A 16,058-nucleotide genomic window follows, 5' to 3' on the forward strand; every position below is an offset into this window, starting at 1 on the left:
CCATCAAAGAAAGCCGTAGCAGTTTATTGTTTTGTTACACATTAGTTATTTAGTGATGGCTTTCAGTGTAAAACTTCAGTTATTTAATATTTCAATCCCTTTACTTCTTAATGTTTCATTTATTTTTTTTAATAAAAATTCTAAATCTTCTTCTGGAGTAAAACCAGTATTATCAAATTCAATAGCATCATCTGCTTTTTTAAGAGGAGAAACTTTTCGTCCGCTATCTATTTTATCTCGTTTTTCGAGATTGGCTTTAACTTCTTCAAAAGTAATAGGGATATTCTTTTGTTGAAATTCTCTTAATCGTCTTTGTGCTCTTACATCAAGCGAAGCAGTTAAAAATATTTTTACATCAGCATCTGGAAAAACAACAGTTGTAACATCCCGTCCTTCTGCTACAATATTACCTTTACTACCAATTTCTCTTTGAATTTTAACCATCTGTTCTCTTACTTCGGGTATAGCACTAATTTCGCTTACCTTTGAATTTACTTCTGCACTTCTAATTTCATCAGTTACTTCCTGACCATTAACAAAAACTTTTGTTAAGCCATTTTCAAACTTCAAATTCAGGTTTAAATTTTTTGCCATTTCTATTACAGCCTGTGTATCGTCAACAATCCCTTTTTTAATAGCCATAAGCGTTATTGCACGATACATTGCTCCAGTATCTAAATAAATAAATCCAAGTTTAGTTGCTAAATTTTTAGCAGCAGTGGATTTACCTGAGCCAGCAGGACCGTCTATTGCTATTATAATTTTCTTTAACATTGGGTTACAAAAATAGAAAAAGAGCTTTGATGTAGCAAATTTAAATAACTTTTAAACTTTGTTTATTATTCTATTATTATTATCAACATGCAGGATTTTTGGGGTATGACTTTTTAATTCTTCTTCTGAGTAAATTCCATAACTTGCAATTATTATTAAATCCCCTTTCTGTACTAAACGAGCTGCTGCCCCATTCAAAATTATTTCTCCTTCTTTACCAAAAATTACATAAGTTGAAAATCTTATTCCATTATTAATATTGTAAATATCTACTTTTTCATATTCTAATATGTCTGCCTTTTCGCATAAAAATTTATCAATTGTTATTGAACCTTCGTAATTCAAATTAGCATCTGTAACAACCGCACGATGAATTTTTGACTTTAAGACTGTTCTTAACATTATACAACCTCTTTTTCTTTGTTAATGTTATAAGCAAGATATAAACCATTTAAAACCAGTGTTGGAATAATAATATCAAAAAGTTTTGCGTTTTCAAATAAACGTGAAAAACCACCAGTACCAATTACTACAGGAGCTTCATCTTTAAATGCTTCTTCAATAATTCTTGATTTAATTTCTTTTACAATTCCTATCTGTCCAAAATATAATCCAGATTGTATACTCTCAACAGTGGAGCGTCCAATTACTTCATTCATTTCTTTAATTTCAACAGCAGGTAATTGTGCCGTTTTGCTCTCCAAAGCTTCCATAGAAATTTTTATACCGGGTAATATTACTCCCCCAAGATATTCTTTGTTTTTTGATATTACACAAAAAGTGGTTGCTGTTCCAAAATCGATAACAATAAGATTTTTATTGGGAAATGTATGAACAGCGGCAATTGCATTAGCAATTCTATCTGCTCCAACTTCAACAGGATTGCGGTATTTTATTTTTAATCCAGTTTTTACACCTGGTTTAAGAAAGAAAGGTTCTATATTAAAATACTTGACACATCCAGCTCTCAGCGAATGATTTAAATCCGGAACAACACTACAAATAGAAATTCCATCTATATTTTCTGTGTCGAAATTATTTTCTTTCAAAACACTTTTCAAAAATATACCAATTTCATCCGACGAAAATTCCTGACGAGATGTTTTTCTAAATTGTAAAACCAGTTCATTATTATGAAAAAGACCGCCATAAATATGTGTGTTGCCGACGTCAATGCAAAGAATCATTTTTTATCTCCAATTTTTTGAATAACAATTTTTTCAATTTCTTCCGATAAATCATAAGCAGTATTTACAGTTATTTTTTTCAATTCTCTATCATAAATATGAAAGATTCGTTGAACATTATTTTCGTCTCTATCATTTAAATCATTATTAACAACTAAATCGCAATTTGAATTGTGAAAACATTTTTTAACTGCACTAATTTTTTCTTCTTCATTAAGTGCATTTGTAAATTTAAACGCAACCAGAAATAGATTTTTATTTTTTGAATAGTCTTTAATCTTATCGAGTATTTTAAAATTCTTCTTTAAATGAATATTAATTTCATCCACTTCAGATTTAATTTTAGAATTTAGTGGTACATCATATTTAACATTTCCAAGTTCTACAAAAACCGGTGAATAGTCACTAACAGCAGCATTGTGAATTACTAAATCATATGAATCAGAATTAAGAATACTTTCAATTTTTTTATTCAAATCATTAAAATCGTTATAAGAAATTTTATTGCAATGTGCTGATGGTGTAGTAGCATCAAATGCATGAAGATAAGTTACGCTATGACCATTTCGAGCAAAATAACTGGCAATTTCTGAAGCTGTTCTACCAGTACTCAAATTTGTGATATATCGTATTCCATCAATATTTTCTTTAGTTCCCCCACCAGTAACAAGAACTTTCAGTTTTCTTTTCTGATTATTTTCATTAAGTGAAATTAATATATATTCATAAATTTCATCTGGTTCAAGAAGTTTTCCTTCTCCCATATCACCACATGCCAGGTAACCTTTAGAAGTTGGTAAAACTTTTATTCCCCAGTCACTTAATTTTTTTAATGATTCTTTTGTTACTGGATGCTCATACATTTTCACATTCATTGCAGGGGCAATTAAAAAAGGTCTTTTAAAATCATAAGCAAGAAACAAAGAAGTTATTAAATTATCTGCAACTCCATTTGCAAATTTGTTAATTGTATTGGCAGAAGCAGGACATACAATTATTAAATCAGCCCATTTCATAAGATTAATATGATTCATCATTTCGCCCTGTTCAAATGAATCGCAATAAACTTTATTGCCAGTTAATCCTTCAAGTGTAGCATTTCCAATAAATTTCAGTGCATTTTCTGTTATAACAACTTTAACTTCAAAACCATTCTGAACCAGTTTTGAAATTAAGTATGCACTTTTATATGCAGCTATTGAGCCAGTTATTCCAAATAAAATTTTATAATTCGACATTGTCAATTAACCTCACTTTTCCAATGTGAACGGCACCAAATCTTCTTCCTTCTATATCTTCAATATAGTCAACTTTAAAACCAAGTTTTTCGAGTTCTTCTTTAATTTGATTAGCAGATTTTTTTGATTTAAGAAGCTCGGGAAAATTTACTGCAATTTTTCTTTCTTCATCTGTCAACAATAAATTTCTTGAACTTAATGCAAGTCCATCTTCATCTCGAACAATTGGACAGGGCACTATTTCGATATCCATAAAAAATGCTTTGCACATTCCTTCAATTAGTTTTAATTGCTGATAATCTTTTTCGCCAAAATATGCTTTGTGTGGTCTTACTATATTAAATAATTTCATAACAACCGTAAGAACACCTTCAAAATGTCCTGGTCGAAATGCTCCGCATAGTTTTTTACTGAAGTCTGTCTCAACAATTTTGTAGCGATAATTATCAGAATAAATTTCTCCGTATTCAGGATAAAACAAGTAATCGACATTCATAGTTTCGAGCAACTTAAAATCATTTTCAAATGTTCTTGGATAATTTCGTAAATCATCAGGATCATTAAATTGAGTTGGATTAACAAATATACTTACAACTGAAATATCATTTTCTTTTAAGCATCTTTCTATAAGTGATGCATGACCTTTATGAAGAGCTCCCATAGTGGGTACAAAACCAATTGTTTTGTTTTTTAAGTCTTCTGAATTTCTAATGACTTTCCATTCAGAAATATTTTTTATCACTTTTGTCATGTGTAACTCTCATTTAAGTCCGGGTAAATTTGATTTTTAACATCATTATTGAATTTATTAAGTGAGTTTAAGATTAATTCATAGCCATTCAAATATTTTCTTAAAAATTTTGGTTGAAATTCTTTTGATAAACCAAGCATATCCTGAAGTACAAGAATTTGACCATTTGTAAAAGGTCCGGCACCAATTCCAATTGTAGGGATTGAAAGTTCATCTGTAATTTTTTTAGAGAGTTCATAAGGAAGCATTTCTAAAACAATTGAGAAACATCCAGCCTTTTCAAGTTTTTGAGCATCATCCAGTAATTTCTTTGAAGCTTCACTATCTTTCCCCTGTAATTTATAGCCACCTAATTGATGAACAGATTGTGGTGTTAATCCAAGATGGCCCATCACAGGAATTCCTGTTTTAACAATGTATTGAATCAATTCGATATTATCATCTGCCCCTTCAATCTTAATTGCTTGAGCTCCAGCTTTCATTAATTTGTCGATTGCTTCCATTAAATATTTTGTACCTTTTCTATGTGCAAGAAAGGGTAAGTCTGCAATTAATAATTTATCTTTTAAGCCACGTTTAACCGCAGCCACATGATAGCACATCATTTCAATTTCTGCATTAATTGTTGTCTCGAAACCATGCATAACCATTGCAACACTATCACCAACAAGGACTGCATCAATTTCACTTTCATCTATAATTTTGGCTGACCAGTAATCATAACATGTAACCATTGATATCTTTTTTCCCTGTTGCTTAGAATTTTTAAAATCGATAACTGTTTTCATTTTACACCAATGAATTAAATTAAAATGTCTTTACAAAATTTATCGAGAAGTAATTTATGAGATGAAATGGTGCGGATAGTTGTTTGTTGATTTGATTCTGGTACCTGTCTCATCGATCAAGTCCTTTTTGTAGTACGAAATATTTTATGTAATTGTTCCTTTTCAGGAATCAACTCATTTTACAATCGAAAGATAAAGTTTATAATCAAAATAATCTAATGTGTTTTTAAATGGCAATAAAATTTATTGAATGAAAACCGGAATAATTTATCAATTGGTTATTCCAATATTTTTTGAATTATGAATAATTTCAAAAAAGTAATTTTCTGAATTCAGTAAATCTTTTAAGGTAATATTTTCAATAATGGTATCAATAGCATCCTGAATAATTCTCCATAAAGAACGAAGAGAACAATCAATAGAATTTGTACAAAAGTTTGTAATACCTGCATGAGTCTGGCAAAAAGTATCGTCATATAATCTTCCACCTAAAACATATAATACATCTTTAATTTTAATTTCTTCGGGTGGTCTGGATAAAGTGTAACCACCCATTTGCCCCCGTTCAGCCACAAGAAATCCAGCCAATCTTAATATTCTTAATATTTTACCTACATTATGATGCGACATTTTCTCAGCACGTGAAATTTCTGGAATAGTTAAAGATTTGCCAGCGCTATAAAATTTAGCTATTCTCAGTAATAATCTTAAGCCATATTCTTCTTGTGAACTAAACTTCAATTTAAATTCCTATTTATTTCTTACCAATTTTTCATAGTCATGAATTCAAAGGTATTTTTGAACCACAAGAAATAGCATGAACTAATTGAGCATATTTTTCAGGTGAAATTGATGGACCTTTTCGTTTGCAATATTTATCAAAAATTGATTTTAATTCTTCTGCTATTTCTTCGGCATATCTTCCTTCAATTCTATATCTGGGAAGAAAATATACCAGCTCACCATTATCAAACAAAGCCATTGATGGAGACGATGGTGGATATTGACTCAAGTATTTTTCGCGAAGATAATCAACTGCTTCTCTATCCTGTCCAGCAAACACTGTAATAAGTTTATCTGGAATTGTATGATGTTGCAGTGCTAAAGTAGCAGCTGGACGAGCACTTCCTGCAGCACATCCACAAACAGAATTAATAACCACAAAAACTGTTTCACCATTTTTTTGAGAAAGAAAATCATCAATCAATTGAGGTGTTGTTGCTTCCTGAAAACCAACATAAATTAATTCATCACGCATAGGTTGAACAGCTTCTGGATCATAAAGCGGTGTTTTAGTATTTATATTAAACATATTGAACCCTTTCTTTTTTTATAGAAATCCTAATTCTAATTTTGCAGCCTCACTCATCTTATCCATACTCCATGGTGGATCCCATACAATATCAACGTATACATCTTTCACTCCACTTACTTTCTGAACTTTATATTTAACTTCTGATGGAAGACTTTCTGCAACCGGACAGTGAGGCGAAGTTAAAGTCATTTTTATATATGTATTTCCTTCATCATCAATCTTTAAATCATAAATTAATCCTAATTCCCAGATATCTACCGGTATCTCAGGATCAAAACATGTTTTAAGTACAGAAATTATATCTTGTTCAAGTTTTCCTTTATCTATCATATCACGATGCAAATATTTGTTTTACTTTTATTAAACTTTCTACGAACTTATCTATTTCTTCTTTAGTATTATAAAATGAAAAAGATGCCCTTGCTGTAGCTGGGATATTAAATCTTCTCATAATTGGTTGAGTACAGTGATGACCTGTTCGAATAGCAATTCCATCTGTGTCAATAATAGTTCCAATATCATAAGGATGAATTCCTTCAATTATAAAAGAAATTACAGAAGCTTTCTTCTTTGCTGTTCCAATAATTTTTAATCCTTCAATTTCCATAAGTCTATTTGTAGCATATTCAAGAAGTGAATTTTCATAATTAATAAGTTCGGTTCTATCAAATTGATTTAGATAATCAATGGCGGCACCAAGACCAATTCCACCAGCAATATTTGGAGTTCCAGCTTCAAACTTACGTGGAATATCTTCAAATGTAGTTTTTTCAAAAGTCACGGTTCTGATCATATCACCACCACCCTGATAAGGAGGCATCATTTCAAGATATTCAGTTTTACCATACAGAACACCAATTCCAGTCGGCCCAAAAACTTTATGACCTGAGAATGCATAAAAATCAGCATCGAGTTCCTGCACATCAATTTTAAGATGCGACATTGCCTGTGCACCATCAATTAGAACGGGTATCTTATATGAATGAGCTATTTTTATAATTTCTTTAACTGGATTGATTGTTCCAAGTGTATTGGAAATATGAACAATTGAAACAAGTTTAGTTTTTTCTGTAATTAATTTCTCAAATTCATCTAATTGAATTTCACCATTATCATTTATAGGTATTACTTTCAAATTAATATTTTTTCTATCTCTAATTAGCTGCCATGGTACTATATTCGAATGATGTTCCATGTTTGAAATTATTATTTCGTCTCCTTCACGAAAATACTTTGTTCTGCACAACGAAGAAGCAACTAGATTGATTGCCTCTGTAGTACCCCGTACAAAAATAATTTCTGAAGCACTAATTGCATTAATAAATTCTTTTACTTTTAATCTTGCATTTTCATATTGTTCTGTAGCAAGTTCACTTAAAAAGTATAATCCTCTATGGATATTTGCATTATCATAAGTATAGTAATGAGTTAATGCATCTATTACTGATTGGGGTTTTTGTGTTGTCGCAGCATTATCAAGATAAACAAGTGGTTTGCCATTAACCAATCTTTTTAGTATTGGAAAATCTTTTCTTACTTCTTCAACATTAAATTTTCTTTTTGTCTCTGTAACTGTATTAATCACTTTATCACCGTAAGATTATTGATTTTTAATTTCAACTCTGTGAAGATGTTTGAATATTATGTGATTAATTTGTTCACGAAGTTCTTCAATTTTAATTGTTTCAATTACATCATAAGCAAAAGCTCTAATTAAAATTGATTTTGCCAATTCTTCAGGAACTCCTCGAGAACGAATATAGAATTCTGCACTTTCATCTAAATGACCAACAGCTGCACCGTGTGTGCATTTAACATCGTCAGCAAAGATTTCGAGTTGTGGTTTTGTATCTACTTTTGCATTTGGTGAAAGTAAAATTGCTTTATTCTGTTGATAAGCATTTGTCTTTTGAGCACCGGGTCGAACAAATATTTTACCATTAAAAACACCATGCGATTCATCATCAAGTATACCTTTATACAATTCATTACTTATACAATTTGGTTTTATATGATCTATAAAAGTATGATTATCAATATGCTGTTTACCATTGGCGAGATATAAACCATAAAAATGTGTTTCTATATTTTCGCCGTCTAATTTTGAATTGATGTCGTTACGAACAAGTTCTCCACCAAAATTAATATTGAATTGATTAAACACACTTTTACTTTTCTGAATCACATCAATTTTTTCTATGTGAAATGAATTCTCATTTTCTTCTTGAATTTTATAGTAATCTACAATTGCTGCTTCATCAATAAAAACATTTACGGTTGAGTTTAAAAAATATTTTTGATTACCAAATCCTTTGTAATTATAAATAAAGCTGGCTTTAGAATTTTTATTTGCAATAATAAAATTTCGAGGAGATGATAATACTTCATTATTATCATTTCCATTAATAAATAAAATCTGAATGGGCTTATCTACAGTCACGTTTTCATCAATAATAATTACAGAACCGTCATTTGCATAAATATTATTGAGAGCATGGAATATATTTTCGTCCCCAGAAAATTGATTTAGATATCTTTCAAGAATTTCCTGATTCTCGTTAACTAATTTTTTCAAACTCCCGATTATTACACCTTCTGGAAGATCATTTATATTACTTAATTGCTCATAAAAAATACCATTAACTAAAGTCACAAGATAGAAATCAAAATCTTGAAATAAATATTTATTGATTTCTTCAAAAGAAAATTGAGGATTATCTACTATTAAAGAAGGAACAAATCTATGTTTAAGAATAGGGGTTATATCTGTGTATTTCCATTCTTCATTTTCCTTTGTAGGGAAATTCAATTCTGTAAATTTTTGTATGGACTTTTCTCTAATTTTATGAAGCAATGGTTTTTCTGTGCCATTTATTTTTTTCGATAATAATTCCAGATTAGATAAATACCAATTCTTTGCTTCTATATGTAAATTGGTTTGATTCATAAATTCTCCTGCTTATACATTTTCTGTTTCAAATTCATCTGTTATAACCCAATCGTAACCTTTTTCTTCGAGTTCTAGAGCTAATTCTTTTCCACCAGATTTTACAATTTTACCTTTATAGAGAACATGAACATAGTCTGGTGTTATATAATTAAGTAATCGTTGATAATGAGTAACAACAATTACAGCATTTTTTTCATTATGAAATACATTTACACCATTCGAAACTATTCTTAATGCATCAATATCAAGTCCAGAATCTGTTTCATCAAGTATGGCTAATTTTGGGTCTAACATTAATAGTTGAAAAATTTCATTTCTCTTTTTTTCGCCACCAGAAAAACCAACATTTACAGAACGACTTATTAATGATTCGTCCATTCCAAGTATATTTGATTTTTCTTTCATCAAATCAAGAAATTCTTTTGGTGTAAGTTCAGGAAGATTCTGATACTTTCTTTTTTCGTTCAATGCAGTTTTTAAGAAAGTTGCATTGGACACACCGGGAATTTCAACAGGATATTGAAATGCCAGAAACACACCTTCGCGAGCTCTTTCTTCTGGTTCCATCTCAAGTAAATTTTTTCCTTCAAACCAGATTTCACCTTCTGTAACTTCATATCCTTTGTTACCGGCAAGAACATTTGCAAGTGTACTTTTGCCAGAACCATTCGGTCCCATAATAGCATGTATTTCGCCAGCTTTTACTTCAAGATTTATTCCTCTCAGAATTTCTTTCCCTTCAACATTCGCATGTAAATTTTTTATTACTAACATTTTTTTCCTCTTTATTTTTTTTAATTATCCTACACTACCTTCTAAACTTATAGCAAGTAGTTTTTGTGCTTCTACAGCAAATTCCATTGGTAATTCTTTAAATACCTCTTTACAAAATCCATTGACAATCATATTTATTGCATCTTCAGTTGATATTCCTCTTTGATTTAGATAAAAGATTTGATCTTCACCAACTTTTGAAGTTGTTGCTTCGTGTTCAACTTTTGCTGTATTATTTTCTACTTCGATATATGGAAATGTATTTGCACTGCATTTATCTCCCATTAACATGGAATCGCACTGAGTAAAATTGCGTGCACCAATAGCGTTCTTACCAATTTTGACAAGACCACGATATGAATTTTTACTCCTTCCAGCAGAAATACCTTTAGATACAACAGTACTCTTTGTATACTTTCCGATATGAATCATTTTAGTTCCAGTATCTGCCTGTTGATAATTATTTGTTACAGCTACTGAATAAAATTCTCCTATTGAATAATCTCCCTGCAGTATACAACTTGGATATTTCCATGTAATTGCGGAACCTGTTTCAACCTGTGTCCATGAAATCTTGGAATGTTTACCACGACATGCACCTCTCTTAGTTACAAAATTGTAAATTCCTCCTTTACCTTCTTTATCGCCTGGATACCAATTTTGAACTGTTGAATATTTTATTTCTGCATTATCGAGAGCAATTAATTCTACAACTGCAGCATGAAGTTGATTATTATCGCGTATTGGAGCAGTGCAACCTTCAAGATAACTTACATAAGAACCCTCATCAGCTATAATTAATGTTCTTTCAAATTGTCCGGTTTCCTGTGCATTAATTCTAAAGTAAGTGGATAATTCCATTGGACATCTTACACCTTTTGGTATATATACAAAAGAACCATCACTGAATACTGCAGAATTTAATGCAGCATAAAAATTATCAGTATATGGAACAACCGAGCCGAGATATTTTCTCACAAGGTCTGGATGTTCTCGTATAGCTTCTGAGATTGAACAAAAAATTATTCCTTTTTCTTTCAATGTCTCCTTGAAAGTTGTTGCAACCGAAACTGAATCGAAAACAGCATCTACAGCAACTCCAGCTAATAGTTTTTGTTCTTCCAGTGGTATTCCTAACTTTTCAAAAGTTTTTAGTAATTCTGGATCTACCTCATCAAGACTTTTTTTCTTGGGGACTTTTTTAGGTGCTGCATAATAACTTATATTTTGAAAATCAATTTTAGGATAAGTTACATTTGGCCATTTAGGTTCTTCCATTGTCTTCCAATAACGGAATGCTTTCAGTCGCCACTCTGTCATCCATTCAGGTTCCCCTTTTTTATTAGAAATTAATCTAATGATATCCTCGTTCAAACCTTTTGGCGCAACTTCAGATTCAATTTCTGTAACAAAACCCCATTTATACTCAGATTCAGTTAATTCATTAAGTATATTCATATCATCGGGGTGTTTTTCTACTGATTTCTTTAATAATTCATCCATCTTTAATAACCTTAAAATTTTATTTATGAAACCTATCTAATCTTGATTATTTTGTCAAGATTTATTTACAAAAACATATTAATAATTTCTAAAGTTCACTAAATAATTTTTTCAGAGAATTTTTATGAATTGTCATTATTTCCCACCTGTTACATACTTTATAATTTCTGCTTTTTCGATAGTAATTAATCCACCGCACTTTGCTTCTTCAAATATTTTGTTTAATACTGGCAAAAATTTTTCAACTTTTTCTGATTCATCCACAATTTCAATTACAATTGGTAAATCTTCTGAAAGTCTTAAAATTTTTGCAGTATGGATTCTGCTATCTTTACCAAATCCCATAATTCCCTTAAACACTGTTGCACCAGCAAGACCAGCTTTACGTGCTTCTAAAACAATTGTTTCATAAACTGGCTTATGATTTAAAATATCATCCTCACCTAAAAAAATTCTAATTAATTTTGCCTCGCCTTTAATTTCCATTATCAATCCCCGGAAATAATTTTTGATAATTTATAAGTAATGAAAAGTACAAACAAAGTTAGAAATAAGTTAAAGAATATATTTAATCCTGCATATAAATATTCTCGTTCTTTTAAGAAATTAATTGTTTCGTAAGAAAAAGTAGAAAATGTAGTTAAACCACCACATAAGCCAATAGTTAAAAATAATCTTAATTGCTGGCTGATTAATTCATTTGCGTCGAGATAATACATAACAATCCCAATAATAAAACTTCCCAGAACATTTACTGTTAATGTCCCATATGGAAATATCGGGCTTAAAAATTTATAAACAAAACCAGAAAGCCAGTATCTTAATACACCCCCTAATCCTGCACCTACAAATACAATAATATAATTTTGCATTTTTTTACCCATTTGATTAAAAATTGCAGGTAGGAGTTATCAGTCCGTAGTAATTTAGTAGGACGTTTTACTCAATAATGAGAAGGCTAACTCCATAGCCATTGCAAAATTAACAAAGTTTACTTTTCAAAACAATTTAAACGATCAATAACTAATAAGTAAATAAATTCCTCCAAGGATAACCAGAATGCCACACATTTTTTTATTCAACAAAGTTGCTCTACTTTTTTCTGTCCAATTAAGATATTGTTGAACTTTACCTGTTAAGGTGCCAGCTCCAACAATAATAGAACAATGACCAATTCCAAAAGAAATTAAAAAAAAATTGCCAATAAATAATTATATTGAGCTGTTTGAAATACCATACCCAGCACAGAAGTCATATAAGCAAATGTACATGGTCCTAGTGCTATCCCAAACAATAACCCTAATATTAGAGCTGCAAAAAATCCTTTATAATTAGTTGATCGCAAACTTACGCTGTTCCAATCCAGTTTTAAGATATTCAGAAGATATAATCCAACTAAAAAAAATAATTGAAACCAAAATATTTCCTACTTTACCAACATCTCCCATAAGTCTTCCAAGCGATGCAGTAATAATTCCTAATATAACAGTAATTAAAATCCCGGTGGCAAAAATCAATGATATTAAAAAAGTCTTTTTAATTGAAATTTTCCCCTGTGAACTAATAAATCCAACTATGAGTGGTATGCTTGATAAATGACAAGGCAATAAAAGTATTGATAGTACTCCCCATGAAAAAGAAGCAAAAAACAAGCCATATATTGCCAGTTATTGTTTCATAAAGTGATTTAAATATTTTTTTCCATTATTAACCCTTTGATTTTAATGGTACTAATCCTTGAGCTTGCAATATTTTATCTATTTCTGCCTCGGAATAATAACCTTCGTGACGATGAAATTCTTTTCCATTTTCATCTAAAAAAACTTGAGTAGGTATAACTCTTATTTTGTAAGCTTCAGCTTATTTCCTTTGTTCTTGTGTCCACACATCGTAGAAAATAACTTTTATTTGTTTTCCATACTTTAACTCAATATTTTTCATAACAGGTTGCATCATCCTGCAGGGGATACAATTTACAGAGCCAAGTTCTATAAATATAACCCTTGGTTTTTCTTCGGTTTTTTTTGTTGTTTTTGATTGAGCAATAATCAAATTAAATGAAAGTGTTGAGAAAAGGCATATTAATAGAAAATATTTAATTTTCATTTTTGATATCCTTCTTTTAACCACGAAATAATCTGTTCTTCTTTAGGAATAATGCCAAAGCATTTTACCTGGTCATTAATAACCAACCCGGGTGTCATCATTATACCATAATTCATAATTTCACTTATATCAGTTACTTTTTCAATTATTGCTTCAATACCTTCTTTATTTACAATTTCTTTTACTTTTGATTCAAGAGTCTGGCATTTTTTACAACCTGGACCAAGAATTTTAATTCTAATCATAATTTGTTAATCCTCCTTATTTATTTTCTGAATTATTTTTTTTCTTATTTCATCAGGTGATGGAATTCCATTTATATAAAATCTGCATGAGAGATTAGGATTTTCAGGTTCTGGCAATCCTTCAAAATCTTCTCCATCAATTAATAATGTAGGTGAACCTCTAAATCCAATTTGCTTTGCTTTTAATTGATCTTTAACTAAAATTAGATTAAACTCAATTTTATCCTCAATATCTTTGATTGCATAAAGCAAATTTTCATACATTTTTTTATGATTAGGACATTCATCGAAATATTGAAATTCGAGTTTTACTTTCATCTATTTTACCTTTCAATTAAAATAAAGAACCGTAAATTAGACCACTGATTGTTGCCATAATAACAACTAATGAAACGTATGTTACAGTTTTTTTAATTCCAATAACACTTTTAATTACCAGCATATTTGGTAACGATAATGCAGGACCGGCAAGTAATAAAGCAAGTGCTGGACCTTTACCCATTCCATTATTAATTAATCCCTGGAGAATTGGTATTTCTGTTAAAGTTGCAAAATACATAAACGCACCTGTGAGTGAAGCAAAGAAATTTGAGAATAAAGAATTACCCCCAACTAAAGTATAAATCCAGTTTTTTGGAATAATCCCTCCATTACCATTTGCAGAACCAAGCAAGAAACCTGCAATTAAAACACCTGCACCGAGTAGTGGCATAATTTGTTTTGTGAATCCCCAGGTTTCACCAAGCCATTGATTTGGTTCATCTTCTGAAAATGTCAAAGCAATAGTAGTTGCAATCACTCCTACTAAAAATGGTATGGTGGGATTATCATAAAATAAAAGTGCAGATAAAACAACTCCGAGTGCACCAAGTATTACATATACTTTTTTTACTTTGATTATAAAAATCATTGAGAGAGCAAATGCAATCCCAAACAATGAAGTAATAAACCATTTATTAGCATAAATATGATACCAGAAACTATTAGTATCATTAACTGGTTTTCCCCAATTAACAAAAACAAGAATTGCAACAAGAATAAAAAAGTGAATGGCTGTCTGCCAGAAAGGTCTTGCTTCTTCAATATCTGGCATTGTAAGTTGATTATCTTCTTTTTCCTTTTCTTCTTTTCTAAAAATAAAAGCCATTAATAATCCTATTATAATACTGAATGAAACAGCTCCAATAACTCTTGCAATTCCAAGCTCAATTCCCAAAATACGTGCTGTTAAAATTATTGCCAGAATATTAATTGCTGGTCCTGAATATAAAAATGCAATTGCTGGACCTAAACCAGCTCCTTTCTTATGAATTGATGAAAAAAGTGGCAGAACAGTGCATGAACATACTGCTAATATGGTACCTGAAATCGAAGCAATTAAATAGGCTTTCCATTTTTTTGCTTTTGCACCAAAATATTTTACAATAGATGCCTGACCAATAAAAACAGCAATAACTCCTGCTATAAAAAAAGCTGGCACCAAACAAAGTAACACATGTTCCTGTGCATACCATTTAGTAAGTTCGAAAGCATTTATAATTGCATTTCTAAAATTTTCTGAATCTAAAGGCATAAAGTATGCGAATAAGAAAAACCCAAGAATCCACAAAAAAGATTTATATTGTTCTTTCCAATTCATTTTGCAACCTCTAAAAAGTTAAAAAAGATTGTTTTCTATAAAAATTCAGTAAGACACAAAATTCAGGATATTCAAAACAATCCCGAAAACTACTTTTTTCATAAATAGAATATTTTTGTTTCAATTCTTTTAATTTAGCAATAAGTTCTTCTTTTGCTGGAAAAGATATTGCACCTGTTTCGCATTATTTAGCACAGGATGAACAGCCAACAACACAGTAATATGGATTAACCACTTCTGTATAAAGTTTTCCAGCTTTGAAAACATCATTACTACAAAAATCAATGCAATTGCCGCAACTATTACATAGATCTGTGTTTATAGTAGGATACCAAGGTATTTCTTCCCTTGGGATACCCATATAATCTCTTCCAGTCATAATTATGATTCCTCCAGTGCTTTCTTAATATCATTAAAAGCTGTATCGGTATTTTTAAATGATATAGAAACAGGTTTCCAGTTATCATTCATTTCTACACCAGCTTTTTGAAAACCATCTCGTAATAGTTTTTTCTGTTTTTCTTCTTTACATGCTGGTGTAACATACAATACATTATTTTTTAATAAATCAGCTAAAAGATTTTCACCATTTTCTTCGCACAATCTCGGATGAAGTAACATATAATCGTGGGGCAATTCCATTCGTATTCTTTCTGATAATTCCCCAAAATTTATATCCTTCATGCTTGGACATGCAAAGCTACACGTACAAATTAAAACTGCTTTTTTCTTAAATACCTCTGCCATACTCCATCTCATTAATTATGATTATATGCTCAATAACTCAT

General features: G+C 30.4%; 23 protein-coding genes and 1 riboswitch. All 23 genes read right to left on the reverse strand.

The features are described 5' to 3' along the window. Positions 1-75: 75 nt before the first annotated feature. Positions 76-774 carry a (d)CMP kinase gene (cmk, locus tag VJY38_RS10505; RefSeq protein WP_353680663.1) on the reverse strand — a complete coding sequence of 233 codons (699 nt, stop codon included), beginning with the start codon at positions 772-774 and terminating at the stop codon, positions 76-78. Between the two features lie 51 nt (positions 775-825). Beyond that, the gene (gene panD / locus VJY38_RS10510; RefSeq protein ID WP_353680664.1) at positions 826-1,176 is read right to left on the reverse strand and encodes an aspartate 1-decarboxylase; all 351 of its coding nucleotides are present in this window, start codon (positions 1,174-1,176) and stop codon (positions 826-828) included. After that, complete coding sequence (locus tag VJY38_RS10515) at positions 1,176-1,961, reverse strand: type III pantothenate kinase (RefSeq protein ID WP_353680665.1); 786 nt, start codon at positions 1,959-1,961, stop codon at positions 1,176-1,178. Before VJY38_RS10515 ends, panD begins: the two co-directional genes overlap by 1 nt. Next, positions 1,958-3,199: a bifunctional phosphopantothenoylcysteine decarboxylase/phosphopantothenate--cysteine ligase CoaBC gene (coaBC, locus tag VJY38_RS10520; protein ID WP_353680666.1), complete on the reverse strand. Its 1,242-nt coding sequence runs from the start codon at positions 3,197-3,199 to the stop codon at positions 1,958-1,960. Before coaBC ends, VJY38_RS10515 begins: the two co-directional genes overlap by 4 nt. Continuing rightward, complete coding sequence (panC, locus tag VJY38_RS10525; protein ID WP_353680667.1) at positions 3,186-3,950, reverse strand: pantoate--beta-alanine ligase; 765 nt, start codon at positions 3,948-3,950, stop codon at positions 3,186-3,188. Before panC ends, coaBC begins: the two co-directional genes overlap by 14 nt. Then, positions 3,947-4,738, reverse strand: a complete 792-nt coding sequence (gene panB, locus VJY38_RS10530; RefSeq protein WP_353680668.1) for a 3-methyl-2-oxobutanoate hydroxymethyltransferase — start codon at positions 4,736-4,738, stop codon at positions 3,947-3,949. The genes panC and panB overlap by 4 nt, the downstream gene beginning before the upstream one ends. Positions 4,739-5,008: 270 nt before the next feature. Next, positions 5,009-5,479: an RrF2 family transcriptional regulator gene (locus VJY38_RS10535; RefSeq protein ID WP_353680669.1), complete on the reverse strand. Its 471-nt coding sequence runs from the start codon at positions 5,477-5,479 to the stop codon at positions 5,009-5,011. Positions 5,480-5,516: 37 nt separating this feature from the next. After that, positions 5,517-6,050 (reverse strand): BrxA/BrxB family bacilliredoxin, encoded by a 534-nt coding sequence (locus tag VJY38_RS10540; RefSeq protein ID WP_353680670.1) that lies wholly within the window; start codon positions 6,048-6,050, stop codon positions 5,517-5,519. 18 nt (positions 6,051-6,068) lie between these two features. Beyond that, positions 6,069-6,383: a DUF59 domain-containing protein gene (locus VJY38_RS10545; protein ID WP_353680671.1), complete on the reverse strand. Its 315-nt coding sequence runs from the start codon at positions 6,381-6,383 to the stop codon at positions 6,069-6,071. Between the two features lies 1 nt (position 6,384). After that, positions 6,385-7,638 carry a SufS family cysteine desulfurase gene (locus VJY38_RS10550; protein WP_434968570.1) on the reverse strand — a complete coding sequence of 418 codons (1,254 nt, stop codon included), beginning with the start codon at positions 7,636-7,638 and terminating at the stop codon, positions 6,385-6,387. Between the two features lie 15 nt (positions 7,639-7,653). Then, positions 7,654-9,000, reverse strand: coding sequence for a Fe-S cluster assembly protein SufD (gene sufD, locus VJY38_RS10555; protein WP_353680672.1), 1,347 nt, complete (start codon positions 8,998-9,000; stop codon positions 7,654-7,656). A 12-nt stretch (positions 9,001-9,012) separates the two neighbouring features. Further along, a complete protein-coding gene (gene sufC / locus VJY38_RS10560) occupies positions 9,013-9,777 on the reverse strand; it encodes a Fe-S cluster assembly ATPase SufC (protein WP_353680673.1) in 765 nt (254 codons plus the stop codon). A 24-nt stretch (positions 9,778-9,801) separates the two neighbouring features. Next, positions 9,802-11,235, reverse strand: coding sequence for a Fe-S cluster assembly protein SufB (sufB, locus tag VJY38_RS10565; protein ID WP_353680928.1), 1,434 nt, complete (start codon positions 11,233-11,235; stop codon positions 9,802-9,804). A 180-nt stretch (positions 11,236-11,415) separates the two neighbouring features. Beyond that, the gene (locus VJY38_RS10570; RefSeq protein WP_353680674.1) at positions 11,416-11,766 is read right to left on the reverse strand and encodes a DUF190 domain-containing protein; all 351 of its coding nucleotides are present in this window, start codon (positions 11,764-11,766) and stop codon (positions 11,416-11,418) included. A gap of 2 nt (positions 11,767-11,768) precedes the next feature. Next, entirely contained in the window at positions 11,769-12,152 is a 384-nt protein-coding gene (crcB, locus tag VJY38_RS10575; RefSeq protein ID WP_353680675.1) for a fluoride efflux transporter CrcB, read from the reverse strand. A 23-nt stretch (positions 12,153-12,175) separates the two neighbouring features. Beyond that, positions 12,176-12,261: riboswitch (Fluoride riboswitch) on the reverse strand. 350 nt (positions 12,262-12,611) lie between these two features. Further along, positions 12,612-12,932 carry a hypothetical protein gene (locus VJY38_RS10580; RefSeq protein WP_353680676.1) on the reverse strand — a complete coding sequence of 107 codons (321 nt, stop codon included), beginning with the start codon at positions 12,930-12,932 and terminating at the stop codon, positions 12,612-12,614. 55 nt (positions 12,933-12,987) lie between these two features. Then, positions 12,988-13,125, reverse strand: a complete 138-nt coding sequence (locus VJY38_RS13920; protein ID WP_492008311.1) for a TlpA family protein disulfide reductase — start codon at positions 13,123-13,125, stop codon at positions 12,988-12,990. Positions 13,126-13,140: 15 nt separating this feature from the next. Continuing rightward, a complete protein-coding gene (locus VJY38_RS10585; protein WP_353680677.1) occupies positions 13,141-13,386 on the reverse strand; it encodes a YbbN family protein in 246 nt (81 codons plus the stop codon). Then, complete coding sequence (locus tag VJY38_RS10590) at positions 13,383-13,631, reverse strand: thioredoxin family protein (protein ID WP_353680678.1); 249 nt, start codon at positions 13,629-13,631, stop codon at positions 13,383-13,385. The genes VJY38_RS10585 and VJY38_RS10590 overlap by 4 nt, the downstream gene beginning before the upstream one ends. A 6-nt stretch (positions 13,632-13,637) precedes the next feature. Further along, entirely contained in the window at positions 13,638-13,949 is a 312-nt protein-coding gene (locus VJY38_RS10595; RefSeq protein ID WP_353680679.1) for a thioredoxin domain-containing protein, read from the reverse strand. Positions 13,950-13,965: 16 nt separating this feature from the next. Continuing rightward, positions 13,966-15,270, reverse strand: coding sequence for a permease (locus VJY38_RS10600; protein WP_353680680.1), 1,305 nt, complete (start codon positions 15,268-15,270; stop codon positions 13,966-13,968). Positions 15,271-15,454: 184 nt separating this feature from the next. Continuing rightward, a complete protein-coding gene (locus tag VJY38_RS10605) occupies positions 15,455-15,631 on the reverse strand; it encodes an ATP-binding protein (RefSeq protein ID WP_353680681.1) in 177 nt (58 codons plus the stop codon). A gap of 20 nt (positions 15,632-15,651) precedes the next feature. Beyond that, positions 15,652-16,017, reverse strand: a complete 366-nt coding sequence (locus VJY38_RS10610) for a hypothetical protein (RefSeq protein ID WP_353680682.1) — start codon at positions 16,015-16,017, stop codon at positions 15,652-15,654. Between the last annotated feature and the right edge of the window lie 41 nt (positions 16,018-16,058).

This window comes from Rosettibacter firmus (assembly GCF_036860695.1).
Classification (GTDB): Bacteria; Bacteroidota; Ignavibacteria; order Ignavibacteriales; family Melioribacteraceae; genus Rosettibacter; species Rosettibacter firmus.

Excerpts from the sequence above, each read along its gene's own strand:
- cmk (WP_353680663.1), bottom strand. The coding sequence starts at position 774 with ATGTTAAAGAAAATTATAATAGCAATAGACGGTCCTGCTGGCTCAGGT.
- panD (WP_353680664.1), bottom strand. The coding sequence starts at position 1,176 with ATGTTAAGAACAGTCTTAAAGTCAAAAATTCATCGTGCGGTTGTTACA.
- VJY38_RS10515 (WP_353680665.1), bottom strand. The coding sequence starts at position 1,961 with ATGATTCTTTGCATTGACGTCGGCAACACACATATTTATGGCGGTCTT.
- coaBC (WP_353680666.1), bottom strand. The coding sequence starts at position 3,199 with ATGTCGAATTATAAAATTTTATTTGGAATAACTGGCTCAATAGCTGCA.
- panC (WP_353680667.1), bottom strand. The coding sequence starts at position 3,950 with ATGACAAAAGTGATAAAAAATATTTCTGAATGGAAAGTCATTAGAAAT.
- panB (WP_353680668.1), bottom strand. The coding sequence starts at position 4,738 with ATGAAAACAGTTATCGATTTTAAAAATTCTAAGCAACAGGGAAAAAAG.
- VJY38_RS10540 (WP_353680670.1), bottom strand. The coding sequence starts at position 6,050 with ATGTTTAATATAAATACTAAAACACCGCTTTATGATCCAGAAGCTGTT.
- VJY38_RS10545 (WP_353680671.1), bottom strand. The coding sequence starts at position 6,383 with ATGATAGATAAAGGAAAACTTGAACAAGATATAATTTCTGTACTTAAA.
- sufD (WP_353680672.1), bottom strand. The coding sequence starts at position 9,000 with ATGAATCAAACCAATTTACATATAGAAGCAAAGAATTGGTATTTATCT.
- sufC (WP_353680673.1), bottom strand. The coding sequence starts at position 9,777 with ATGTTAGTAATAAAAAATTTACATGCGAATGTTGAAGGGAAAGAAATT.
- sufB (WP_353680928.1), bottom strand. The coding sequence starts at position 11,235 with ATGAATATACTTAATGAATTAACTGAATCTGAGTATAAATGGGGTTTT.
- VJY38_RS10570 (WP_353680674.1), bottom strand. The coding sequence starts at position 11,766 with ATGGAAATTAAAGGCGAGGCAAAATTAATTAGAATTTTTTTAGGTGAG.
- crcB (WP_353680675.1), bottom strand. The coding sequence starts at position 12,152 with ATGCAAAATTATATTATTGTATTTGTAGGTGCAGGATTAGGGGGTGTA.
- VJY38_RS10585 (WP_353680677.1), bottom strand. The coding sequence starts at position 13,386 with ATGAAAATTAAATATTTTCTATTAATATGCCTTTTCTCAACACTTTCA.
- VJY38_RS10590 (WP_353680678.1), bottom strand. The coding sequence starts at position 13,631 with ATGATTAGAATTAAAATTCTTGGTCCAGGTTGTAAAAAATGCCAGACT.
- VJY38_RS10595 (WP_353680679.1), bottom strand. The coding sequence starts at position 13,949 with ATGAAAGTAAAACTCGAATTTCAATATTTCGATGAATGTCCTAATCAT.
- VJY38_RS10600 (WP_353680680.1), bottom strand. The coding sequence starts at position 15,270 with ATGAATTGGAAAGAACAATATAAATCTTTTTTGTGGATTCTTGGGTTT.
- VJY38_RS10605 (WP_353680681.1), bottom strand. The coding sequence starts at position 15,631 with ATGGGTATCCCAAGGGAAGAAATACCTTGGTATCCTACTATAAACACA.
- VJY38_RS10610 (WP_353680682.1), bottom strand. The coding sequence starts at position 16,017 with ATGGCAGAGGTATTTAAGAAAAAAGCAGTTTTAATTTGTACGTGTAGC.